This is a genomic window from Sphingomonas endolithica, from assembly GCF_025231525.1.
In the GTDB taxonomy this organism is placed as follows: Bacteria; Pseudomonadota; Alphaproteobacteria; order Sphingomonadales; family Sphingomonadaceae; genus Sphingomonas; species Sphingomonas endolithica.
Genome location: NZ_CP103057.1, coordinates 2,484,978 through 2,507,550, shown reverse-complemented (window position 1 = coordinate 2,507,550; position 22,573 = coordinate 2,484,978). Strand labels below are relative to the sequence as shown.

21 protein-coding genes are annotated in these 22,573 nt (G+C 64.0%); 8 read left to right on the top strand and 13 right to left on the bottom strand.

The window, feature by feature from the left end:
• Positions 1-55: 55 nt before the first annotated feature.
• The 3 genes from NV382_RS11785 to asd form a co-directional block, all read right to left on the bottom strand.
• Positions 56-886: a sigma-70 family RNA polymerase sigma factor gene (locus NV382_RS11785; RefSeq protein WP_260596943.1), complete on the bottom strand. Its 831-nt coding sequence runs from the start codon at positions 884-886 to the stop codon at positions 56-58.
• Between the two features lie 137 nt (positions 887-1,023).
• Complete coding sequence (locus NV382_RS11780; protein WP_260596942.1) at positions 1,024-1,791, bottom strand: SDR family oxidoreductase; 768 nt, start codon at positions 1,789-1,791, stop codon at positions 1,024-1,026.
• A 301-nt stretch (positions 1,792-2,092) separates the two neighbouring features.
• Positions 2,093-2,800, bottom strand: coding sequence for an archaetidylserine decarboxylase (gene asd / locus NV382_RS11775; RefSeq protein WP_260596941.1), 708 nt, complete (start codon positions 2,798-2,800; stop codon positions 2,093-2,095).
• A 12-nt stretch (positions 2,801-2,812) separates the two neighbouring features.
• Here asd and NV382_RS11770 point away from each other — a divergent pair, with 12 nt between their 5' ends.
• The 5 genes from NV382_RS11770 to NV382_RS11750 all read left to right on the top strand — a co-directional run bounded on the left by NV382_RS11770 (position 2,813) and on the right by NV382_RS11750 (position 8,255).
• Positions 2,813-3,055, top strand: a complete 243-nt coding sequence (locus NV382_RS11770) for a hypothetical protein (protein ID WP_260596940.1) — start codon at positions 2,813-2,815, stop codon at positions 3,053-3,055.
• A gap of 204 nt (positions 3,056-3,259) precedes the next feature.
• Positions 3,260-4,261 carry a lactonase family protein gene (locus tag NV382_RS11765; RefSeq protein WP_260596939.1) on the top strand — a complete coding sequence of 334 codons (1,002 nt, stop codon included), beginning with the start codon at positions 3,260-3,262 and terminating at the stop codon, positions 4,259-4,261.
• A 507-nt stretch (positions 4,262-4,768) separates the two neighbouring features.
• Positions 4,769-6,730, top strand: coding sequence for a phosphoketolase family protein (locus NV382_RS11760; RefSeq protein ID WP_260596938.1), 1,962 nt, complete (start codon positions 4,769-4,771; stop codon positions 6,728-6,730).
• Positions 6,682-7,182: a phosphoketolase family protein gene (locus NV382_RS11755; RefSeq protein WP_260596937.1), complete on the top strand. Its 501-nt coding sequence runs from the start codon at positions 6,682-6,684 to the stop codon at positions 7,180-7,182. Before NV382_RS11760 ends, NV382_RS11755 begins: the two co-directional genes overlap by 49 nt.
• A gap of 131 nt (positions 7,183-7,313) precedes the next feature.
• A complete protein-coding gene (locus NV382_RS11750; RefSeq protein WP_260596936.1) occupies positions 7,314-8,255 on the top strand; it encodes an acetate/propionate family kinase in 942 nt (313 codons plus the stop codon).
• A 93-nt stretch (positions 8,256-8,348) separates the two neighbouring features.
• On the opposite strand, the gene NV382_RS11745 is transcribed toward NV382_RS11750, so the two are convergent.
• The 4 genes from NV382_RS11745 to NV382_RS11730 form a co-directional block, all read right to left on the bottom strand.
• The gene (locus NV382_RS11745) at positions 8,349-8,603 is read right to left on the bottom strand and encodes a hypothetical protein (RefSeq protein WP_260596935.1); all 255 of its coding nucleotides are present in this window, start codon (positions 8,601-8,603) and stop codon (positions 8,349-8,351) included.
• A 227-nt stretch (positions 8,604-8,830) separates the two neighbouring features.
• Positions 8,831-9,166, bottom strand: coding sequence for a hypothetical protein (locus tag NV382_RS11740; RefSeq protein ID WP_260596934.1), 336 nt, complete (start codon positions 9,164-9,166; stop codon positions 8,831-8,833).
• 284 nt (positions 9,167-9,450) lie between these two features.
• The gene (locus NV382_RS11735) at positions 9,451-11,970 is read right to left on the bottom strand and encodes a glycoside hydrolase family 9 protein (RefSeq protein WP_260596933.1); all 2,520 of its coding nucleotides are present in this window, start codon (positions 11,968-11,970) and stop codon (positions 9,451-9,453) included.
• A gap of 146 nt (positions 11,971-12,116) precedes the next feature.
• On the bottom strand, positions 12,117-12,662 hold the full coding sequence (locus NV382_RS11730; protein WP_418066687.1) for a TetR/AcrR family transcriptional regulator: 546 nt from the start codon (positions 12,660-12,662) through the stop codon (positions 12,117-12,119).
• On the opposite strand from NV382_RS11730, the gene NV382_RS11725 reads away from it, so the two are divergent.
• Positions 12,555-13,985: an FAD-dependent monooxygenase gene (locus NV382_RS11725; protein WP_260596931.1), complete on the top strand. Its 1,431-nt coding sequence runs from the start codon at positions 12,555-12,557 to the stop codon at positions 13,983-13,985. The genes NV382_RS11730 and NV382_RS11725 overlap by 108 nt on opposite strands.
• Positions 13,986-14,216: 231 nt before the next feature.
• Here NV382_RS11725 and NV382_RS11720 read toward each other — a convergent pair whose 3' ends face one another.
• A complete protein-coding gene (locus tag NV382_RS11720) occupies positions 14,217-15,131 on the bottom strand; it encodes a LysR family transcriptional regulator (RefSeq protein ID WP_260596930.1) in 915 nt (304 codons plus the stop codon).
• A gap of 88 nt (positions 15,132-15,219) precedes the next feature.
• On the opposite strand from NV382_RS11720, the gene NV382_RS11715 reads away from it, so the two are divergent.
• Both NV382_RS11715 and NV382_RS11710 read left to right on the top strand, forming a co-directional pair.
• Complete coding sequence (locus NV382_RS11715; protein WP_260596929.1) at positions 15,220-16,236, top strand: NADP-dependent oxidoreductase; 1,017 nt, start codon at positions 15,220-15,222, stop codon at positions 16,234-16,236.
• A 28-nt stretch (positions 16,237-16,264) separates the two neighbouring features.
• Positions 16,265-16,567, top strand: a complete 303-nt coding sequence (locus NV382_RS11710; RefSeq protein ID WP_260596928.1) for a putative quinol monooxygenase — start codon at positions 16,265-16,267, stop codon at positions 16,565-16,567.
• Between the two features lie 253 nt (positions 16,568-16,820).
• On the opposite strand, the gene NV382_RS11705 is transcribed toward NV382_RS11710, so the two are convergent.
• The 5 genes from NV382_RS11705 to NV382_RS11680 form a co-directional block, all read right to left on the bottom strand.
• Positions 16,821-17,807 carry an amidohydrolase family protein gene (locus NV382_RS11705; protein ID WP_260596927.1) on the bottom strand — a complete coding sequence of 329 codons (987 nt, stop codon included), beginning with the start codon at positions 17,805-17,807 and terminating at the stop codon, positions 16,821-16,823.
• A gap of 197 nt (positions 17,808-18,004) precedes the next feature.
• Positions 18,005-18,895, bottom strand: a complete 891-nt coding sequence (locus NV382_RS11700) for an alpha/beta fold hydrolase (RefSeq protein WP_260596926.1) — start codon at positions 18,893-18,895, stop codon at positions 18,005-18,007.
• A gap of 18 nt (positions 18,896-18,913) precedes the next feature.
• Positions 18,914-19,492, bottom strand: a complete 579-nt coding sequence (locus tag NV382_RS11695; RefSeq protein WP_260596925.1) for a TetR/AcrR family transcriptional regulator — start codon at positions 19,490-19,492, stop codon at positions 18,914-18,916.
• A gap of 405 nt (positions 19,493-19,897) precedes the next feature.
• Positions 19,898-21,037, bottom strand: coding sequence for an FAD-dependent oxidoreductase (locus tag NV382_RS11690; RefSeq protein WP_260596924.1), 1,140 nt, complete (start codon positions 21,035-21,037; stop codon positions 19,898-19,900).
• 640 nt (positions 21,038-21,677) lie between these two features.
• A complete protein-coding gene (locus NV382_RS11680; RefSeq protein WP_260596923.1) occupies positions 21,678-22,532 on the bottom strand; it encodes a LysR family transcriptional regulator in 855 nt (284 codons plus the stop codon).
• Between the last annotated feature and the right edge of the window lie 41 nt (positions 22,533-22,573).

Below are 22,573 nucleotides of genomic sequence, written 5' to 3'. Positions count from 1 at the left end.
GTGAAATTCCAATTATCATCCGGCGCCAAGAGTATTTCTGGGTACAGGGCGATCCTCAGTGATTATCGTGCGCAGATAATTCCTCAGCTTCCAACATACTGGCGACATGTCGCAGCTTGTCGGGATTGCGCACGATGTAGATCGCCGAGATCTTCCCATCGCGAATTTCCAAGGCCGTCGTCTGAAGCAACTGCCCGCGATCAATGCTGACAAGCCCCGGCAAGCCGTCGATCGTGACCGCTCGCAGCAGTGTCGGTCTGAGATGCGCCTTGCGCGCAACGCCCACGAACAACCGGAGTACGCGGTCCATGCCGTGGATGACGTTGGGGAAGGCGGTGACCCTGCCGCCGCCATCGGCATGGAACGTCACGTCTTCCGCCAGCATGGAAGCTAGCGCCACCGCGTCGCCGTCACGCGAAGCGACGAAAAACGCGCGTGCAATCCTGTCCGCCTCGGCTTGGTCGACTCGGAAGCGTGGTTGCTTCTCCTGAATGTGCCGGCGCGCACGCACCGCCAATTGGCGGACGGCGGCCGTGTCTCGCCCAAGGGTCGCCGCGATGTCCCTCAGGGCGATACCGAACACGTCGTGGAGCAGGAAGGCAGCACGTTCCAGCGGGGATAAGCGTTCCAGTGCCAACATCAGCGTAAGTGTCACATCGTCGGCAATATCTTCCTGCGGGTCGGACGAACCGATGAGCGGCTCCGGGATCCAGGCTCCGACATAGGTCTCTCGCCGGGCGCGCGCTGACTTCATCTGGTCGAGGCACAGCCTGGTCACGACACGCGTGAGGAAGGCGGCCGGGGTATCGATACCGCCTTCGACCTGCGACCAGCGTAGCCAGGCATCCTGGACGATGTCCTCCGCCTCCGACACCGAGCCGAGCATACGATAGGCAAGGCGTTGCAGTCGGGGGCGTTGCGCCTCGAAATCCGCTAGCCGTTGCTCGACGTGCGTCATGCTGTGTCTCTCGATCAGGCTCGTCGCTGGCGGCCCTTGCTTGCTCACCGCGAGCATATAGATGCTCAGGAATGGGTATGCGGCCGCGCGACCGATGTCGCCAACCACTGATCGAAGCGGATCGGCATGATCCTCGCTCCAGGTCCCGGAGTCAGCGAGTCGTCGTCGATCGACATGCCAAAATACGGTGCGTCGTCTTCCACGACGATCTTTCGACCGTCGTCTACATGTCCCAGCCACGTCGCGACGAACTCGTCGAGCGGCGCACATTCGGGCCCGGCGATTTCCGTGATGCCGTTAAGCGGCGCGTCCAGCGCGGTGTCCGCCAGAGCCTCGGCCACGTCCGCTGAGGCCATCGGTTGCATAGCCGCAGTCGTCAGGTGGACCACGTGATCGCGCGTCGAGAAGTCGGCAATGCCACCGACAAACTCGAAGAACTGCGTCGCGCGCACGATGGTGTAGGGAATATGGGATCGCATGATCAGGCCCTCCTGCGCGAGTTTGGCGCGGAAATAGCCGGAGCTTTGCAGGCGTTGCGTGCCGACCACCGACAAGGCGATGTGGTGACGCACGCCAGCAGCCTGTTCTGCCGCCAGCAGGTTGCTGCCCGACGTCTCGAAGAACTCCATCGCTGCGGCATCCTCGAACGAAGGGGAATTAGCGACATCGATGACGACAGCGGCGTTGTTGAGAACACGCGCCAATCCTTCGCCGGTTATAGTATTCACCCCGTTCGCGGGTGATGCGGCGATGGCTTCGTGTCCTGCGCGCGATAAGCGAGCTACGACCTGGCTTCCGACAAGGCCTGTGCCGCCGATGGCTACGATCTTCATGGACGTTCTCCCTGGCGGCAATGGCACCGCGGTTCAGTCCACGCTTGACGAGGTGGCCGCCTGAAGTGTGACATCCGTGAAAAGAAATCGAGGTGCTGAACGGCACAGGGGGAGCGGCCGGGTGCCAGGAGTGGGTCTAGGGCGCTCCGCAACGGTAGCATCGCCGTGACGTGCTTCGCGCTTTGCACTGCCATCACCGATCTGATGATCGTGAACAGACGTCAGCTTTTGGGAAAGCATCGGTCGCCGGCTTGATTTTAGCTTTCGGTCGTCGCGTCACCAGGTTGAGTGCACGAACAGCTCACACCGCTCGATTGCCCATCAATTCGCCCAGGCGCACTTTTCGCTCGGGCGTCCAGTCTTGGTTGAAGGCGATGGCTCCCTGCCTGAACAACATCACGATCGTCGAGCCGAGAAGGAAGCGGCCCATCTCTTCGCCTTTCTTCAACACGATGTCCTGTTCGGCATAGCTCCATTCGGTCGTTCTGCTGGTGCGCTTCGCGTTGACCACACCGTGCCATACGGTCGCCATGCTCCCGACGATGGTCGCGCCGACCAGCACCATCACGAAAGGGCCATGTTCCGCTGTGTCAAAGACGCAAACCACTCGCTCGTTGCGGGCAAAGAGGTTCGGCACGCCGCGTGCTGTGACCGGGTTCACCGAGAACAGCTTCCCCGGCACGTAGATCATGCGCGTGAGCTTGCCGTCGCAGGGCATGTGCAGTCGGTGATAATCCTTGGGGGACAGATACAGGTTGGCGAAGCTGCCGTGGCGAAACTGGGCGGCCAGTGCGTAGTCGCCGCCGACCAGATCCGTTGTGGTGAATCGATGCCCCTTTGCTTGTAGCAGATGATGGTCATCGATCGCGCCGAACTGGCTGATCGCGCCGTCGACCGGGCAGACGAAATCGGCGGCTGCCATCGGGCGCAAGCCGGCTTTGAGGGGACGGGTGAAGAAGTCGTTGAAGCTCTTGTAGCTGCCCATGTCCGGATCTGCGGCTTCGCTCATGTCGACTGCGTATTGGCCAACAAACCAACGGATCAGCCGCGTCGTTATCGCGCCTCCCTGCGCACCGGCGATCCGACCGGCAAAGGTGGTCAGGCGCTGCTTGGGCAGTATGTACTGGAGCAAGACTTTCAGGCGATCGGACATCAGTACCTCGAGCTATCCTGCTATGGCCATGAACCCGTAGGCCCGTTGTTGGCAATGCGGGTGGATGAGCGGATCGACGGCGTGCTGGCCGGCGCAGGGATCGAACTGTGAGCGCGCATGGACCCGCGCTCTGAATGCCGTGCAGCCGACATGGATGAGTGGCCGAAGTCGGGCGCCGAGATCTGGGCGAGAACGGCCGCAACTGGCTCATATTCGCTTGTCGGTACGTCTAAGCCAGTGTCAGTAAGACAGATGGATCCGCAATCGAATTTCTTAGTTGCTGCTGGCACGTACGATAGCGGCGGAGGAGGCGGGATGTACGCGCTGCGTCAGCGCGCTGATGGGGACCTGGCTCTCGGGAGCGTCTATCCTCATGCCGCAAACGCCTCGTTCAGCGTATACTCCGCCCGTCATGACATCCATTATCTCGTCGACGAAAACGCAGGCAGCGTCGGAGCCTATCGCCATCGCGGCGGGCGCTGGGAAATGTTGGCAACGATCCCGACCCAAGGAGCTGCGCCGTGCCATATCGCGCTGAACCCTGCCGAAACCCTTCTGGCCGTCGCCAATTATGCCAGCGGCAGCGTGTCGCTCTTTCGCTTGGATATGCACGATGGATTGCCGCGGGAGCGAGCGCGTGTGCACGCCAATCATGGTTCCGGCCCTGATGCGCAGCGGCAGGACCGGCCCCATGCGCATTGGGTCGGATTTAGCGCCGACGGGCGCTGGCTCTATCAGGCAGATCTTGGAACGGACGAGATCCTCGCTTTCGCCATCGACGGCGCGGGCGACCTTCGCGCAGCACAGCGGTCCTATCAGGCGCCGCCAGGCTCGGGCCCGCGGCATCTGCTGCTCCACCCCCATCTGACCGGCAAAGTCTATCTAGCGAGCGAACTTGCCAGCACGCTCACGGTGCTGGATCATGCTGACGGCAAGTTCCACAATCCGCTGATCATGTCGACGCTGCCGGCCGATTGGCAGGGCGACACGATCGTCGCACACGTAGCGATCAACCAAGCCGGCACCCGCCTTTACGTCTCGAACCGCGGGCACGACAGCATCGCGGTGTTCGCGATCGGCGACGATGCCATCCCAACGCTATTGCAACATGCCCGCGCTGGCGGCGCGTTCCCGCGCTTCTTCCTGCTCCTCGAGGACCAAGCCCTGATGCTCGTGGCGAACGAGAAGGGGCAGACGGTTTCTACGCTGGTGATCGATGGCGACGGTTGCCTTTCGCCAACGGGAACAGAGCTCTCGATCCCCGGCGTTTGCTATCTTCTGATCCCCGCTTCCGCTAAAGGCGAAAACCGCGACTAACCGTCCGAGCAGCGGCAAGGATGATGATCGGCAGCAGGCACATAACCTGCGCGCGCGAACGAACAGTCGACTCTACAGCTGCATGATGATTGCCCGTTCCCGAAACAGCTTCTGTTTCGCCAAAGCCTTGACGAACTGGCCACAATCCATTGCCGGTGGTCCCTTGGGATCGATGACAGCGTCGCCACGGCCCGTGGCAGCAGCCCCCGCCGCAAGGCACAATGGACGGGGTCAAGTCGCCGTCTGGATCTATGGTTGGCGATGCCGGTGAACGGACAACTAAATGGACAGCCGCGTCAGGAGGTTGAACGTATGCACTTGGAAGAGCTTGCGTAACGCGGTCGAAAACACGGGCCGAACGTAATACTCGACCCTCGTCTATCTATGTCCAGACCAAAATCAGCCATAGCCGCGGCGTCGAGGGTGGGGATCACATGAGAACCTCACATGCGATCCACAATTCTGCTAAGCTGTCGTCGTGCGAAACCCGCGCGGAGGACAATCGCTATGACGAACGGTGCACTAAGCCCGGCCGACGCTCCCGCCATGTCGGGTTCCGCGACGGCAAAGGCAGGCCCGCTGTCCGACGACATGCTCCGTCGAATGGATGGATACTGGCGAGCCGCCAACTACTTGTCGGTCGGACAAATCTATCTGCGGAGCAATCCGCTGCTCGAAGAACCGCTTGCGATCGAGCATGTGAAGACCCGGCTACTCGGGCATTGGGGAACGACACCGGGGCTGAACATGCTCTACGTCCACCTCAATCGGGTCATCGTCGAACGCGAGCTCGACATGATCGCGATTATCGGCCCGGGGCATGGTGGGCCGGGGCTGGTCGCCAACACCTATCTCGAGGGCTCCTACACCGAGCGCTATCCGGCGATCGAGCGGAGCCGCGGCGGGATGGACCGTCTGTTCCGGCAATTCTCCTGGCCCGGCGGCATCCCGAGCCATGTCGCCCCGGAAACGCCCGGGTCGATCCATGAGGGCGGGGAGCTCGGCTATTCGCTTGCTCATGCCTTTGGTGCGGTGTTCGACAATCCCGATCTGATCGCCGCCTGCGTGATCGGCGACGGCGAAGCCGAAACCGGCGCATTGGCGACGAGCTGGCACAGTAACAAATTCCTGAACCCCGCGCGCGACGGCGCGGTGCTGCCGATCCTGCACCTCAACGGCTTCAAGATTGCCAACCCGACCGTATTGGCGCGGATCGGTCAGGACGAGTTGATCGACCTGATGCACGGCTATGGCTATGAGCCGCACTTCGTTGCGGGCGACGATCATGCCGACGTGCATCAGCTGCTGGCGGCCACGCTCGATACCGTGCTCGACCGCATCACCGCGATACAGTCCGCCGCGCGTACGGCTGATGCGGGCGCCGTACGTCCGCGCTGGCCGATGATCGTGCTGAAGACACCCAAGGGCTGGACCGGGCCGAAGGTCGTCGATGGTCAGCCCGTCGAGGGCACGTGGCGTGCGCACCAGGTGCCCATCGCGGACTTCAAGGATCCGGAGCATCTGCGACAGCTCGAGGCGTGGATGCGAAGCTACCGTCCCGAGGAGGTGTTCGACGAAGCGGGCAAGTTCCGCGAAGACTATGCGTCCCTCGCGCCGACGGGGCATCGGCGCATGGGATCGAACCCGCATGCCAATGGCGGGGAATTGATGAAGCCGCTGTCGCTGCCGGATTTCCGGGCATACGCGATCGCCCAGTCGGGGCCGGGCGCGGTGAAGGCAGCGGCGACTGCGGCGTTGGGCGGCTATTTGCGCGATGTCATTGCCCTCAACGCCGATTCCGCGAACTTCCGACTGTTCGGGCCCGACGAGACCGCGTCGAACCGCTTGCAGGCTGTGTACGAAGTGACGGGCAAGGCATGGATGGCCGAGACCGATGCGAGCGACACCGATCTCAGCCGCGATGGGCGCGTGATGGAGGTGCTAAGCGAGCATCTCTGCCAAGGCTGGCTGGAAGGCTATCTGCTCACCGGCCGGCACGGGCTGTTCTCGTGCTACGAAGCGTTCGTGCACATCGTCGATTCGATGGTCAACCAGCATGCCAAATGGCTGAAGGTCACGCGCACCATCCCGTGGCGCAAGCCGATCGCCTCGCTCAATTACCTGCTGACCTCGCATGTCTGGCGGCAGGACCATAATGGCCTGTCGCACCAGGATCCCGGCTTCCTGGACCATGTCGCGAGCAAGAAGGCCGATGTGGTGCGGATCTACCTGCCGCCCGACGCCAACTGCCTGTTGTCGGTGGCGGATCACTGCCTGCGCAGCCGCAATTACGTGAACGTGATCGTTGCCGGCAAGCAGCCCGAGGCGAATTGGCTGAGCATCGATGATGCCGTGCGCCACTGCACCGCCGGCGCCGGGATCTGGCATGGGCCAGCGATGAAGGCGAACCGGACGTGGTCATGGCCTGTGCAGGCGACGTACCGACGCTGGAGACGATGGCGGCGGTGATGCTGCTGCGCGACTATGTGCCCGACATTCGCATCCGCGTGGTCAACGTGGTCGACCTGATGGTGCTGCAGCCACAGTCGGAGCATCCGCATGGCCTCGACGAGCGCGCCTTCGATACGCTGTTCACCACTGACAAACCGGTGATATTCGCGTTTCACGGCTATCCCGCGCTGATCCACAAGCTCACCTATCGCCGGACCAACCACCACAATATCCATGTCCGCGGCTATAAGGACGAGGGTACGACGACGACGCCGTTCGACATGGTCGTGCTCAACGATCTCGACCGCTACCGCCTGGCGCTCGACGCGATCGAGCGGATTCCTCGGCTGCGTGATCGTGTACCGGACGAGACGGCGCGCTATTGGGCGCTCATCGAGCGGCACAAGCTGCACGTCTATGAAGAGGGCGACGACCTGCCCGAAATTCGTGCGTGGCAATGGCGGCGGTGAGCACTGGCCGAACTGGCGTCCTTACGCTCAACGAAGGATCTTCCTCGCTCAAGTTCGGCTTCTATGCGGCCGGACCGAAGGGGGTCGAGGAATGCATGTCGGGGGAAGTCGATGGTGCGCAGCCCGGCGACATGTTCGACCGGATCGATGCGGCGCTGGCCGGAGCGCGGCCCGTGGCGATCGGACACCGGATCGTGCATGGCGGGCCGGAGCTGTTCCACCCCGTCGAAATCGACCCGGCCGTCATGGCGCAACTGGAGCGAGCGACGGCATTCGCGCCGCTGCACGGCCCGGCCGCGTTGTCGCTGATAAGGGCGGCACAGGCGCACTATCCGGACGTGCCGCAGGTCGCCTGCTTCGACACGGGCTTCCATCAGCGTTTGGAGGAGGTGGCCGCGATACTCCCGATCCCGAAGGAGTTCCGGGCGGATGGCGTGCGGCGTTACGGATTCCATGGCCTGTCCTGCCAATCGATCGTCCACCAGCTAGGTCAGGACTTGCCGGAGCGGCTTATCATCGCCCACCTCGGCAGTGGGGCCAGCGTCACCGCCGTCCGGAACGGCATGTCTGCCGACACGACCATGGGCCTGACGCCCTCGGGCGGCATCGTCATGGCATCGCGCGCAGGGGATCTCGATCCCGGCCTGCTGCTCTATCTCATGCGCGAGCGGGGTATGGATGCGGCCGATATCGAGGATATGGTTGATCGTCGCTCGGGGCTGCTCGGTATCTCCGGGGTGTCGGGCGACCTGCGCAAGCTGCATGCCGCCGCCGCGACGAACGCCGATGCGGCGCTGGCGATCGCGGTTTTTTGTCGGTCGGTTGCAAAGCAGATAGCCGCAATGATGGTCTCGCTCGACGGTGCGGAAATGATCGTCTTCACAGGCGGGATAGGTGAAAACGATGCCGCGGTCCGATCGAGGATTTGCGCGGACCTCGGCTGGGCGGGTGTTCCGATGGATCATGCCGCCACCGGCGGAGGTGTCGTCGTGCGGGTCATGGAGTCTCAGGAGGGCGCCGAGATCGCGCGAGCCGTCCTTTGCCTTACCGATAGCGCTGCCGGTGCTGGCTGAGAGGGGGCGCTGGAGCGCTCCTGCTTTACGGGTGTCTGCACAGGCGGCCGGCTTCAAGAAGCAGCGATCACCATTCACGCAGAGTGAAAGGCGTCAGTGTTCGGTGAGCTCGACGACCTCGAAATCGAAATGCTTCCACCCGTGCCGCCGCGCCGTCTGTTCTGTCAGCGCCTCCTTGCCCGCGGCCTCCTTCGCAGAGGTGGCGTGGCCCCAGAACACCTCGGTTTTGCCGTTGTGTAGATGCGCAACGATGCGCCAGTAATGGGTGAACGCCGCGGCGGTTGGGCCGATCGTCTTCACGTAGCCGTCGGTCATTGTCGCGGTCAGGAAACGCTTCTTCTTTGCCATCGTCGCGCGTTAGCGCAGTAGCGACGGGTACGGCAGAGGGGCGGGCCTCAATCGTCGCCGCGACGGCCGATCCACAGCCTCTTTTCTGTTGCTAAATACGGCCGTAGTGATCGCGAAGAGATCGACCGTAAGGCTCGGTGTCGGTGCTGATACGGCCTTTTGAACCTGAGTTTCGCGGTAGGCCGGCGCGTCGCTCGGATGCCGTTTGGAGTGGAGCGTTATAATGCTCAGCCATCATCATCCTTGTTGGCGCAGGCGCGGCCGCGCGCCGTCCATGTGGTAACTGACATGCGTGTGCCCCGCCACACGTGGCAGACATGGTAGCCATGATGACGCATCACCGCCGTCACGCCGAAGCTGCCGACCGTCCCGAGTAGTATACCGGCAATCGACAGTACAAGCGCCGCGACAAAGGTAGCCCACGCTACGGCCTCGCGCCACCCGCCCGCCGCCGGGATAATCAGCAGTGCGCCAAACGCAGCGATGCCTAAGCCTAACGGCGCAAACCCGAGAAGCGCGCTTGCCACTTCGATCGTGCCTTCGCGTGCACGAAGCGCGGACATCCAGGCTAGGAGGTCATGGACGCCCAACTGGCGGACCCGCAGCCGCACACCACGATAAAGACAGCGCCTAGCCACCGTTTCCAGGCGGCCACCTCGGGCGCGGGGGTGGTTGCCTTGGGCTTCGGTCCAGATCTCTTGCGGCCCACCATGACCGCCTTGTCGTCGATGCCGCTTCGGTCGGTCAAGCTGTGGGGCGGGCGCAGGATGGTTTGACGAGGCGATGCAGACGGCAGAAGCGGAAGTCGCTAATCCCCGTTATCCAGGCGTCTTCCTCGGCAGGCGATCTATTTGGCGAGATCACGCGCTAGCCGTGCTCCGGCGTTGGCAAGCGCGATGTACATGGCACCCTCAGGAACGACATATTCGTTCTCGCCCCAGAAGAACGGCCAATCGTCGCGGTTCTCGGGATAGTCGGGCTTGAGGAGCAGGACGCCCGGCACGACTCCGCCGGGGATGAAGGAGAAATCTGCGCGGTTGCTGCCATAGGCCACTTCCTTGGACACGGCACCCACGCCGGACACAAAGGAGCGGTCCGAAGCTGGGTGGTGCCCGTGCAGGAAGTCGAGCGCCCGCATGACCGGTGCCACGTCGACCAAGTCGGGAAAGGCCCGGTTGAGCGCGTACCCGGTAAGTCCGAAGTTCAGCACCGCGCCGCTGCCTGCCCAGCCGCCGGTCGTGATCGGCACCCCGAAGGGGTTTTCCTTTAAGGCTGCTTGCGCCTTAGTCGCCCACGCGCGCACGGCGGGCTCGAGTGCGGCGCGGTAGCTGGCCGGCATGTACGGGATGGCCTGTGCCGTCGTGGTCGCGGTGGAGGCGAAGCTACGCAGCATTGTTGGGGTGAGGGCCTGAACCCGGTCGGCATATTGTTGGTCGCGCGTGGAGGCGAGCAACTCCACCGCGGCCGTGAACTCCTCGACCTCTATGGGGCCGCCTGTCGTGTTGCCATGCTTGAACAGATCCGGCGCGTGGCTGTGCTCGTCCGTCCAGATCGATTGCGCTAATTCCAGGCAGTGCTTGGCGAAGGAGGGATCGCGATCCTTCCAGGCGCGATAGGTGGCGGCGAGCGCGGCGGCCGAGCCGTAATCGAGCGCAGAGGCCTTGCTGGTGAAAGCCCAGCGGTCGTCGGGCGTCCCGCTGCGCTCGCCCTGCTTGTCGTAGGAGCGCTCATACGGCTTCAGCTTCGAGTCGTAGACCAGCCCGTCGGTCTTGCTCGCCGCGTCGCCGAGGTGCGTGTACTGGCCGACATCAGGCTCGACGATGCCGTGGATGGCATGGCCGACCGCTTCGTATTGCGCGAGCAACTGCATGCTGCCGTGGCGGATCTGCTGCAGGATGTCGGGCGTGCCGTCGGGTACATGCATCTCGACCTGCCGCGCCCGCCAATCGACCGACACAGTATCGCGGTCGATGCCGAAGGTTTCCCATGCGTCAACAAGCTGACGCACGACCTGATATTGGGTCTGGGTGCGGATATCGAAATCGCCGGCATCGAGCCAACCGCCGACCGCCAGCCCGGGAATATGCTCGCCGGGCTTGAACGGCGTGTCGGTGGTCGGGCCCTGACGGTACAGGTCGATATGTTCATGGTTCAGCGGCGCTTGGCGGGCATCGTCGCGATGGGGATCGCCATGCCACACGCGGTACGCCTCGTTCGCCACGACATGGTCCATCGCGATTGGGAAATAGACGTCGTTGGTCAGGTTCCAGACGTTCTGCAGAACGCCGGCGTCGATCGGGAAAGGCGCGGTGCGCGTAACGCCATATTCGATGGCGTAGGTGCCGGGGGTCGTCACCTTACTGAAGTCCAGCTGCACGTAGCGGTAGCGTAGGTAGTTGCCCCACGCGCGTGCCGGAGTGGTGCCGACCGGTGCGAACCGGCCCGTGCTGTCGAGCTTGAGCAGGCGCGGCTGCAGCGTGCGGCGATCATCGCGGTCCAGTTCGATGGTGGCGACTTTCGCGCTGGCGGGCGTGTAGCCGATCTGAGAGTGGCCGATGACCGGCGGCCTGAGCCAGCCGGGCACGCTGTTCGCGTCGAGAGTCCATTCGAGCACACGGCCGGTGCGCCCCGCCGGCAGCAATTGGCGCACCACGAACCAGCCATTTTGCGCCTGATTGCGCCCGTCGAACAGCGAAAGGCTGCCCTCGCGCGTCGAGATGCCGACGCGCCGCGACGGATCCTCGGGCGAGAGCAACAGGCTGCGACCGGTGGCGAAGGGAAGCGGCTCGGCGCCGGGGCCGTCGCTGCGACCGCTTGCGAGATTGCGCTCCGGCGTAAGCACCATCGCATCGGCGGGATAGCGCGGAAAAAGGGCAGGTTTGCTATCGACGGTGTAGCTGTGGTGGAAATAGGCGGAGGGCACGAACTCTAGGTTGAGCCCGGCTTTGCCGACCTGCGCCGCGGGGAGCGGCTGATCCAGAATCACGGACAGCACCACCGTTCCGCCGCGCCGCTCCGCACGTACGGTGTACTGGAAGTCGGGATATTTCATGATCGCTTCGATCACGCCGGCGGCCTTGTCCACGCGGCGGCTGACGAAGGCGGCCGCGGGATCCCATTGCCCCGGAGTGGCGGCCAGGCGGACATCGCCGTTGGTGGCCGTGCGCACGCCCTGTTGAATCAACTCGACGCCGCTGATCTTGGCATCGGCAAAAAGGCCTTCGTTGACGTTCGAGAACACGAGCCAATTGACGCCCGGTGCTTCGAAATAGTCGGCACGGTCGAGACGCAGCGCCGTCTGGGCCGATACCGGCACCGCCGAAGCCATAAGCACGGCTGCAAACAGGGCCTTACGAGCTAAGGGCATCGACAATCCTCTCTGATACTTCTTCTTTTTGAGAGCGCTACCATAGTAGGCGATCAGCACTTGGCAACAGGTTCGATAACTAAGGAAGGGGCGGCTCAGCGGCTAAGCGGAGGTAACAAGCTCGCGCTGATCTTCCGGATTTTGGGTCAAACGACCTCTAGTAACGGCGTTCCTTCCAATGCAGCATGCGTACCCACAACCCCCCGGTCGATCAGGCGCAAGAAGATGTCTTTTGCCGCCTCGACGTTGCCGGTGTCACTCAGTTCGGTGTGCGCCCGCGTAAACGCGATACTCCATGTCGCGGCGATCAGTGCCGCTGCAAGGGCGGCCTCGGGATCATCAGCGGAGCGGCCCACCCCCTCTGCCAACACGCCGGCCAACGCGCGCACGAAGTCGTCGCGCATCTGCCGCGCCCGAGCTTTCAACGCCTCGCTGGCCTGCGCCGTCTCGACGAACCTTCGCGTGTCCGTGAACAGCGGGAAAGCCTTCAGGCGCTGTTCGACCATCTGGTGCGCAAGCGCCCCCAGTGCCTGGATCGGCGATGTGCTGGGTGCGCGCGATCGGATGGCGTCGAACGCCAGATCATGCCCCTCCTGTTCGCGGTCGAAGAACATGTCCTCCTTGCGCGGGAAATGGTTGAACACCGTCATGCGTCCGACGTCGGCTGCTTCCGCGATCTCGTCGATCGTCACCTGGTCGAAGCCGCGCTCCATGAACAGGCGCGTGGCAACGTCGGAAATTGCCTGGCGTGTCGCCAGGCGCTTGCGGGTTCTTCGATCCAGAATTCGATCCTTCATGGCTTGCGTACTTATATATACCCAGTACATGTATGGGGTTCATCCACTTTGGGGACCTTTTCCATGACTTCGTCAACCATCAAGCCGGCGCCGATCGAAGCCCGCAATCAAGCCGTGCTCGTCAGCGGCGCCAGTTTCGCTGGTCTCGCGTCTGCATATTGGTTGAACCGGCTTGGCTATCGCGTCACCGTCGTCGAGGTGGCGAAGGGGCTTCGGCGGGGAGGAACCCCGGTCGATATCGAAGGCGAGACGATCGACATTCTGGCCCGCATGGGTCTCGCCGACGCGGTGCGCGCCAAGGCACTGCCGCCGCGCCGCTTCGAGTTCAAGAACGAGGCCGGCATGACCTTGGGGACGGTGGGCGACGATCAGCCAGGAAACGAACGGTACGAGATCCACCGCGACGATCTTTTGGACATCCTGTTCGGCGGGGTGGCAAGCGACGTCGAGCTGTTGTTCGGCCGGTCGATCGATCGCCTGGAGGAGGGGGCGGACGCCGTGTCGGCCACCTTCAACGATGGCGAGCGACGGGATTTTGCCTTGGTCTTCGGGTGCGACGGCAACCGGTCGAACACGCGCAAGCTGCTCTTTGGCGACGGCGAGCAATTCACCTACTTCATGGGTGGCTACTTCTTCTTGAAGGTGGTGGCACAGACGGGGCTGTTGTCTGCAAACGTATCCGAGGTCTTCAGCCCCCCCGGTCGGATGGCGATGCTGAATGGCTATGACGACCGGACCGACATCGGGTTTGGTTTTCGGACAGAGGGGGAGATCGACTATGATTATCGCGACCGAGCGCAGCAGCGCCGCCTGATCCACGAACGGTTCGACAAGCTCGGCTGGAAGGTGCCGGCGATGCTCGCCGCCACGTCCGGTGACGACGACTTCTACTTTGACCGGATCAACCAGATCAGGATGCCGAGCTGGTCGCGCGGGCGCGCCACGCTGGTCGGCGACGCAGGCTATTGTGTCTCGCCGCTCGCGGGCTTTGGCGGCTCCATGGCGATCATCGGGGCGGGGCGTCTAGCGGCCGCGCTGGAGCAACATTCCGCCGATCATGCCGCAGCCTTCCGGCACTATGAGGATGGGCTGCGATCCTTTGTCGAAGAAGTGCAGGAGCGGGCGGCAAGTGAGGGGATGTCGATGATGTGCCCAGCGGACGAGCTCGAGCTTGCCGAGCGCGATCAGAAATTCGCTGCGGGCGACATCGGGTTCTAGGCGGCGCGCGCGATCGCGACAGCGCACTGAACTGTTGGGTCCCACCCGATCTGATCGGTCGTTTCCGCTTTAACGCGGAAAGGACGACGCCCCGCGGCCGATGCCAGGGACGTGTTGGATGGTTGCTGACGACGGGCTGGTTTCGGGGCGGGCCGGCGGGTCGGCTTGTATGTCCGGGTCGAACGCTACGGATCCCACTGCTCCGTCTGATGCTGCCGTTTCGCGAACGCTTCATAGGCGTTGAGCAAACGTCTCCTGCAGCATCTCCAGGGTGGCTCGCACGGCAGGGTTCGTCCGCCGACTTTCCGGCCATAACGCAGTGATGCTATTCCGCTCCATGGCGAAGCCGCCCAGCACCGGGACCAGTTCGCCACGGGCGACGTAAGGCGCGGTGACGAATGGCCCGCCCATGCCGATACCGGCGCCGGCAGCGAGCATCGCGATAAGCGCCTCGCTGGTGTCCGTCGTCAGCGTGGAAGGGGGAACGATCTCGATGATCTTGCCGCCGATGCGGAATGGCCATTGCAACGGCTGCCCGGTGCTCTGGTACCGGAGAGTCACCGTGTCGTGCGCGGCAAGGTCATCCGGGTGCGCCGGCGTACCACGCTCCGCCAGATAGGCGGGGGAGGCAAAGCAGCAGAGGCGGAGCGGGGCGAGCGTTCGTGAGAGGAGCCGCGAGTCTGCAAGGTCGCCGATGCGGACGGCAATGTCGATGCCCTCTTCTACCATATCGACGTAGCGATCGCTGAGCCGCAGATCGATCGACAGCTTCGGGTATTGCCGATGAAACGCAGGCAGTGCGGGCGCGATGACATGCACCCCGATCGGCAGCGACGCCGCGATCCGCAAGCTGCCCGACGGTTCCGATCGCGCCGAAGCCGCGACCTGCCCGATCTCGTCCGCGTCGCTCAGGAGCCGAACCGCCCGTCCGTGGAGTTCGCGTCCCTCAGCGGTAAGCGTCAGCGACCGTGTGGTGCGCATGAACAACGGGACGCCGAGCTGTTTCTCGAGCCGCTGCACGCTCTTGCTGATCGCGGAGGGCGAGATTGACAGCGACCGCCCCGCGGCGGTGTAGCTGCCCAACGTTCCCGCCCGCGCAAAGGCGATGAGGCCGGTCAGCCGCTCCAGTACCATCTGTTCCTTCATGGCAACACTGAAGCGACTTCGGCGCGCATTATCAACCCAGATGCGCCCTCATATCTTGTGCATGCTTGGTGAGACGATGGAGAGTGCGATGACCGAAGTGATGAAGGCCGTGCGACTGCACGCGTTCGGCGGCCCCGAGATGCTACGCTACGAGGAGGCGCCCCGCCCAGCGATCGGGCCGGGAGAGGTGCTGGTCCGCGTTCACGCGGTGGGGATCAATCCGCCCGACCTGTACCTGCGCGACGGCTATCGGGCACTGCCGCTGGAGTGGCAGCCTCACCCTGCGTTCCCGATCATCATCGGCACCGATGTGTCGGGCGTCGTCGAGGCGGTGGCCGACGGCGTGACGGGGTTCGCGGTCGGCGACGAGGTGTTCTCTATGGTCCGCTTTCCCGAGGACCTGATGAAGGGCAGCGATGCCTATGCCGAATATGTCAGGGTGGCCGCCACGGAGCTGGCCCACAAACCTTTGGGCATCCATCACGTCGAAGCCGCGGCGGCACCCATGTCGCTGCTGACCGCCTGGCAGTTCCTGATCGCGGTAGGACACGACGCGCCTAATCCGTTCCAGCCGTCCCGCCACGAGCCCGTGCCGCTCGAAGGCAAGACGGTGGTGGTGAACGGCGCCGGCGGTGGGGTCGGCCACCTGCTCGTCCAACTCGCCAAATGGCAAGGGGCGCAGGTCGTCGCCGTTGCGTCGAGCAGGAACGAAAAGCTGATGCGCGAGCTCGGGGCCGACCACTTCGTCGATTATACCAAAGAGGCGGCCGAGGATGTGATCCACGATGCGGACCTCGTCGTCGACGCAGTGGGTGGCGCGAACATGGAGCGGTTGTTGCGCATGTTAAAACCCGGCGGTGGGCTGTTCCTGGTCAACCCGCTCGGCTTCGCCGGTCATGGCGCGGCGCGCGAGCGTGGCATCACCGTATCGTCCACCCAGGTCCGCTCGAACGGCGCGCAGCTTGCTGAAGCGGGCCGCCTGCTCGACGAGGGGACGGTCCGGGTGGTGATCGACAGTCGCTTCCCGCTCGCGGATGCGGCGGCCGCCCACACGCGAGCGGCGAAGGGTGGTATCCAAGGCAAGATCGTCCTGACGGTCGCGTGACCGTGAGGGCGATAGAAAGGCGTCTGAGATGCTGATCGTCACCGGCACCCTCTTCGTGCCTCCTACCGACCTCGCGCGCTTCGTCGCCGAGATGGGCGCCCTGGCGGCCGTAACGCGAAAGCGTAGCGGCAACCTGTCCTACGACACAGCCGTGCTCGACGCGGCGACCGGGCGGTTGCTGGTGGCGGAGCGGTGGCGTGACGAGGCAGCGCTCGCCGCGCACCTGCGTGCGGATGAAACGGAGGCTTTCGTATCGCGGTGGGCACCGCACCTGCAAGGCGACGTGCGCGTGTACGACGCGGACAACGAACGCACGCTACCGGCCGGTTAGGAGAGACGGCGTGCCGCATCACGTCGAGCAAAATCAAGCTGGTGGGCATGCGCCCGTGAGCGGGGCCCCTCCCGCCCCGACCTGAGCGAGATGAAGATCGGCCTGCTCAGCCGCTGCTGCGGCATGAACGCCACGATGGTCGGCATATCGTGCGGTAGAACGAGCTCAGCGAAATCGGTTGCGGGGCGACGATCGCGCGATCGGCTCGTATGGCCGGTCGATCTGCAGATCAGGTCCGAGCGCCTGTAATTCGCTAGGCGCGTGTCGCGGCCAGGCGATCCCAATTGCCATGCGCAAACCCTGTCCGTGCAGCATCGTCGAGCGGGACTTCATCCAGAAAGCGCCGCGGCGCGCCGCCCTCGCGATACTGGTACGGAAAGTCGGTGGAGAACAGCAGGCGCTCGGGACCGACGATCTCCAGACAGCGCAGCAGATATGCCTCGCTCCACATGCCGCTGCCGGTCACATACAGATTTTGGCGCGCATAGTCCGCCAGCGGCCGTCGAAGATCGAGCGCGCGTTCGAAGACGGCCGAGACGCGCTCCAGGTAGAACAATACCACTTCGCCCCAATGGCCGAGAATGATCTGGAGATCCGGCAGTTCATCGAAGACGCCGGCCGCTGCCAAGCGAACCCATTGCAGCCCAGCCTCGTAATGCCATCCGAGGCCGAAGGCGGCGAGCGCCAGATCGGCCTTGTCGCTGATCCCGGAGTAATTGGCTTCCCGTACGGCAGCCAATGGGGTTTGCGGGTGGATGAAAAGCGGCACGCCGAGTTCCGCCGCTTTTGCCAGCATGGGGCGCATGTCGGGATGGTCGAGATGACGCTCACGCGTCCGACCGCAAAGCAGCGCTCCCTTCAGGCCAAGCTCACGAACGGCGCGTTCCAGCTCCCGCGGCGCTGCGTCCGCAGCCGGGGTGGGCAAAGCGGCGAAGCCCTGAAAGCGGTGCGGGTGGCGCGCGCAGGTCTCCGCGATCAGGTCGTTCACGCGGTATGCCATCTCGACGGAGGGTTCAGGGGCGAGGTTGTGGAGCCCGGGCGTGGTGAGCGACAATACCTGCACGTCCACGCCCTGCTCGTCCATCAGCGCCAGGCGACCTGCGCCCAGATCAGCGAGACGGGCCCCATTCTCCCCGCCATCGGCAATGGCGGACACGGGGTCGTGCGGGGGCGGAGCGGCGTTCCACGCGTCGCGTACGGCGTGGGGAAGGATGTGCTCTTCGATCGCGATCAGGCGCATGTGCTGGCTCACTTTGAAGGGTTATGGTTCAAACAGGCTGCCGGCTTGGGAGGTCGCCTGTCGCCGAATTGAGCAAAGCAAACCCTTTGACCCCGTGGGCGAATGCCGCCTGCCACGCCGGCAGTAGAGGTGAAAACATGACCAATGCTGCCCCGTAATGGCCGCTCGCCGCCCGCGGAAATGAGCGTCGGCAGACATCAGGATTGCTCTGCAAAGAAGGCAGCGAGCAAGTTTGCGACCGCTTCGGGTTGCTCCTCGGGGATGAAGTGGCCGCTGTCGGCGACGATCGCGCCGCGCACGTCGTCGGCGTAGGCGCGCAGTGGCGCTGCCATATCGGGAATGGAGCCCTGGTCCGCGCTGATCGCAAGCACCGGCATGGTCAGCTTGCCGTCTTGGACAAGCGCCCGGTTTTGCGCTGCTGACACGCTCACGTCGCGATAATAGGCCAGGCCTGCCCGAAGGGCGCCCGGAAGCGTGAAGATGCGGTGATATTCGTCGAGGTCGGCGTCGCCGATGCTGCGTGGATCGGCCACCTTGCGGCGCAGGAACCAGTCGAGATAGATGCGCTCGCGACCGGCGATCAGGGCTTCGGGCAGATCGGGAACGGTGTGGAAGGCGAAGTGCCACGTCTTCCAGCCGCGATCCGGCGTGGCGGGTAGGAGGTCGGGCAGGGTGACGCCGGGAATGCCGGCATCCAGCAGCGCCAGCCGAACCACCTCGTCGGGGTAGGTAAGCGCGTAGGGCAGCGCCACCCATGCGCCGATGTCGTGCGCGGCAAGGCCGTATTGTGAAACGCCCAGTCGCGCGAGCAGGCCGTGAACGCGCCGGGCAATCGAGCCTGTGTCGTACCCGTCCATAGGCTTGTCGGTGTCGCCCTGCCCGGGCAGGTCGATCGCAATGACGCGGAAGCGTTTGGCGAGGAGCGGCATCACCCGCCGCCACGCATACCAACTTTCCGGAAAGCCTGCGAGCAGGACCAGCGGTTCGGCATCGTCTTGCCCCGCTGTCACATAGTGGAAGCGCAGGCCATCGACCGTCGCGTAGCGATGCTCAAGCCGCTCGTCGGCGGCGAGGGTCGGATCGGTCATGCGGTGTCTCCGGGCTAATCAATCGAGGATCTTGAGTGTGAGCTCGACAAGGCCGTCCCGATCGACCGGGTCGCGCAACTTGCCCGTGGCGCGCAGTCCCTGGAGCAGGCTCAGCAGCAGGTCGGCGCACGGCTCCACCGGCACATCGGCACGAACCGATCCGTCCTGCTTGCCGTCCTCCAGCATGGCGAAAAGACCCGCTCGATTTTCGGCCAGCGTCGTCGCGACGGTGTCGCGCAGCGGCGCGTCGAGCGTCGAGGCTTCGATCAGGCTCGCCACGACCAGGCAGCCGCGCCGTCCGTGATCGCCGGATGCAGCGTCAATATAGGAGTGCAACGTCGCCGCGATGCGCTGGCGTCCGGTCATTGCCTTGTCGAGCTGCCCGGCCATGACCGCGCGCCTCCCTGCAACGTAGCGAGCGTAGGCCGCTGCAAAGAACTTCTGCTTGCTCCCGAACGCCTTGTAGATGCTGCCAGTGGTGAGCCCCGTAGCCGCCTGGAGCGCATCGATCGAGGCGCCCCCATAGCCGCGCTCCCGGAACACGGAGATGGCGCGGTCGAGCGCCCAATCAACGTCGAAGGCACGGGGACGCCCCATCGGACCCTTGGCGGAAGATGCTTCATCAATCACGCTCAAGACATAGGAAGCGATTGCTTCCTATGTCAAGCCGACGTTCGGGCTGGCGGAGGGCACGATCTATCCGCATTTCCCGAACAAGACGGCGCTGTTTGCCCGACGTATTGCACGCGTTCGTACGTCGGCACTGAACGTGCTTGGCGTATTCAACGTATTCGAGGTTCGGGACGAGCGCCTTCGTACCTTGATGGAGAGCTGCTGATCTGGCCGGCGGGGCGGCAGCGCGCCGCTCCGACCGTTTCCACCTCTTGGTAACCTGCGCGTTCGCTCTCTCCTACGCTAGCCCGAGCAGGATCGCGCCCGCTTTCCCGGTTTGCCGTGCCTTCGCGGGAGGCTGAGTTGCATAGGCGCGGTTGAGGCGGCAGGTCATGTGTCAGGTGCGGCAAGCCTGCCGAACAGATCGACCAGCGCCTGCGGGGAGGTTTCTCCGAAGAAGAGCGTCAGGTTCTGCGCCGACCTGCGCGCCACTGCTCGGCTTCTCGGAAACAGCGCGTCTTCATACGCCGAAAGGGCGGTTTCCATGTCTTCGGGGTTGTCCAGGATTGCCCGAGCGAGTGCCGCACCATCGTACATGGCAAGGTTTGCCCCTTCGCCTGCGAAGGGCGACATAAGGTGGGCCGCATCGCCAACCAGGGTCAGGCCGGCCATCCGTGGCCATTCGTGCTCGACGGGCAGCGCATAGATGGGGCGGATCGTCGGATCGGCGATGCTGCCAGTGATGAAGCTGGTCAGGTATGGCGCCCAGCCTGCAAACTGCCCTGCGATGAAGTCCAGTGCTACGCGCGCGTCGGTGCAATCGATCGCCCTCATCCACGCCTCCGGCGCGTTGAGAGCAACGTATCCGGCCACGCTGCCATCCGCGTTGCGGTGAACGATGATGCCTTTGCCCGGTGCCGCTGCTATGAGGGTGCCGGCTCCAATCACCGCGATGTTTCCGGCCCGACGCGCGTCGCTGGCAGCAAGCGCGATCTCGATGAAGCAGGTGCCGGAATATTCCGGTGTGGCATGGGAAAGGAGTGGGCGGACCTTCGACCAAGCGCCATCCGCACCGACGAGCAGGTCCACCGTTGCCTGTGTACCGTTGGCAAAGCAGACTTCGTGGCGGCCAGCGCCGATCTGCTTCAGGGATACGGCCTTGTGATCCCAGCGGATCGCATTGTCCGGGAGCGAGCCGATCAACATGGCACGAAGCTCACCCCGATCGACCTCCGGACGCTTGGATAGATGGTCCGCTGCCGTGTCGAACAGGATGATCCCATCCTTGTTCACGATGCGCTTCGCATCCTCACCCGGTCGAACGAGCCTCAGAAATGCGTCGTGCAGGCCGGCGGCCTCGAGAGCGGATTGGCCGTAATGCTCGTTTATGTCGAGCAAGCCCCCTTGCGTTCTGGCCACAGGCGAGCGTTCAGCCTCGTAAATCGTGGTTTCGACCCCGTGGCGATAGAGGGTGCGGGCAAGGGTCAGGCCGGCAAGACCGGCGCCGATGATAGCAATGGTGTCTCGCATTCACGCGCTCCAGTGTCGCCGGATGCGGCGGTTGTTCGGAGACGCTGGGCGCCAACGCGGGTGCGCGGACGACGTATATGCGGCGGCTTGCAGAGCGCGGGCGCTATACAAAAAAAGCCGTTTTTCGCGACGTTTGCTCGGTAGGGCAGACGAGCGGGTGCGACAAGGATTACACCTCATCTGACCCGCGAGCATTTTCAAAACATTATTGCTTTGCGAGGCTGCTGTCGGGGCGCGCCCCGCGGGGAATGCTTTGGACACCCTCAAGTCAAGCGGATCGATCTCGCCGTCGCGATTCTCCGCCACCGAGATCGCCAATGCGGCGGTGCCGACACGCGTACCGGAAAGTTGGACTTTGCTCGAACGCGCCGGGCCTCGCATGTGACAGCTCTGTCAGGTGATCTTAGCGTCTTCCTCAAGCCAAGGATCACGGCCATCCCGGCCAACTCTCACGGCGGGTTTGCCACCCATGACAGCCCTCTGGATTACGACCGCCGCGTTCCGATCCTGTTCTGGCGCAAGGGCATGCGCGGTGTCGAGCAACCGTTATCCGTCGAAACAATCGACATCTGCCTACTCTGGCAGCCTGCGTTTATAAGCCATGTTGCGATGTTGCCCGAGATCTGCGGCTTCGTGGGCGTCACGATAATCTCATCCAGTCCTTGAAGGTCCTCATGGCGGCAGGCATATGGCGTCTGCTCGGATAGTAGAGATGGAATCCGGGGAACGGCTTGCACCAGTCCGCCAGCACCCGCTGAAGTGATCCGTCCGCAATATACGTCTCGACCAGGCTCTCGACCAGCAGTGCGACGCCGCAACCCCGCAAGGCGCCGTCGAGCAGGAGGTCGGTGTCGTTGGCGGTCATCACGCTGTCGACGATCACGTCCACCGGCCCCTCCGGGCCATCGAAGCGCCAGGGATGCAGAGCTCCGGTCTCGTACCAGCGGTACGTCAGGCAGTCGTGGCCGTTGAGCTCGGCCGGTGTCCGCGGCAGCGACCGCTCCGCGAAATAGGTCGGTGACGCGACCACCGCCATGCGCAGGTCCTGGGTGAGGGGCACCGAGATCATGTCCTGCTGGACGATCGCGCCCGACCGAATCCCGAAATCGAATCCCTTGGCGATCACGTCGGTCATGCCGTCGTCGATCACAAGCTCCAGCCGGATCTCGGGATAGCCGACCCGAAAAGCGGCCAGTTTCGGCATCACGACCAGTTGCGCCGCGATGCGCGGCATGTTGATCCGCACGAGCCCACGTGGCTGCTGCTGGAAGGCGCCGACATCGCGCACCGCGTCGCCGAGCTCGGCGATCGGCGGTCCGAGCCGCTCCAGCAAGGCTTGCCCCGCCTCGGTCGGCGCGACGCTGCGGGTCGTGCGGTGGAGGAGACGGGCGCCGAGGCGCTGTTCGAGCGAGCGCATGCTGTGGCTGAGCGCCGACGGTGACATGCCCAGCCGCCGCGCGGCGCCGCGAAAGCTTCGTTCCTCGGCGGTCGCCATGAAGGCCATCAGTTCGGCAAACTCCGCGCCACGCATATTGG

Coding starts and splice junctions, on each gene's coding strand:
- NV382_RS11715 (WP_260596929.1), top strand. CDS start 15,220: ATGACCGAAGTGATGAAGGCCGTGCGACTGCACGCGTTCGGCGGCCCC.
- NV382_RS11765 (WP_260596939.1), top strand. CDS start 3,260: ATGTACGCGCTGCGTCAGCGCGCTGATGGGGACCTGGCTCTCGGGAGC.
- NV382_RS11680 (WP_260596923.1), bottom strand. CDS start 22,532: ATGGCGACCGCCGAGGAACGAAGCTTTCGCGGCGCCGCGCGGCGGCTG.
- NV382_RS11695 (WP_260596925.1), bottom strand. CDS start 19,492: ATGGGGCGTCCCCGTGCCTTCGACGTTGATTGGGCGCTCGACCGCGCC.
- NV382_RS11735 (WP_260596933.1), bottom strand. CDS start 11,970: ATGCCCTTAGCTCGTAAGGCCCTGTTTGCAGCCGTGCTTATGGCTTCG.
- NV382_RS11740 (WP_260596934.1), bottom strand. CDS start 9,166: ATGTCCGCGCTTCGTGCACGCGAAGGCACGATCGAAGTGGCAAGCGCG.
- NV382_RS11760 (WP_260596938.1), top strand. CDS start 4,769: ATGACGAACGGTGCACTAAGCCCGGCCGACGCTCCCGCCATGTCGGGT.
- NV382_RS11755 (WP_260596937.1), top strand. CDS start 6,682: ATGGCCTGTGCAGGCGACGTACCGACGCTGGAGACGATGGCGGCGGTG.
- NV382_RS11700 (WP_260596926.1), bottom strand. CDS start 18,895: ATGACCGATCCGACCCTCGCCGCCGACGAGCGGCTTGAGCATCGCTAC.
- NV382_RS11705 (WP_260596927.1), bottom strand. CDS start 17,807: ATGCGCCTGATCGCGATCGAAGAGCACATCCTTCCCCACGCCGTACGC.
- NV382_RS11750 (WP_260596936.1), top strand. CDS start 7,314: ATGTTCGACCGGATCGATGCGGCGCTGGCCGGAGCGCGGCCCGTGGCG.
- asd (WP_260596941.1), bottom strand. CDS start 2,800: ATGAGCGAAGCCGCAGATCCGGACATGGGCAGCTACAAGAGCTTCAAC.
- NV382_RS11745 (WP_260596935.1), bottom strand. CDS start 8,603: ATGGCAAAGAAGAAGCGTTTCCTGACCGCGACAATGACCGACGGCTAC.
- NV382_RS11780 (WP_260596942.1), bottom strand. CDS start 1,791: ATGAAGATCGTAGCCATCGGCGGCACAGGCCTTGTCGGAAGCCAGGTC.
- NV382_RS11785 (WP_260596943.1), bottom strand. CDS start 886: ATGCTCGGCTCGGTGTCGGAGGCGGAGGACATCGTCCAGGATGCCTGG.
- NV382_RS11690 (WP_260596924.1), bottom strand. CDS start 21,037: ATGCGAGACACCATTGCTATCATCGGCGCCGGTCTTGCCGGCCTGACC.
- NV382_RS11710 (WP_260596928.1), top strand. CDS start 16,265: ATGCTGATCGTCACCGGCACCCTCTTCGTGCCTCCTACCGACCTCGCG.
- NV382_RS11725 (WP_260596931.1), top strand. CDS start 12,555: ATGCCCCTCCTGTTCGCGGTCGAAGAACATGTCCTCCTTGCGCGGGAA.
- NV382_RS11720 (WP_260596930.1), bottom strand. CDS start 15,131: ATGAAGGAACAGATGGTACTGGAGCGGCTGACCGGCCTCATCGCCTTT.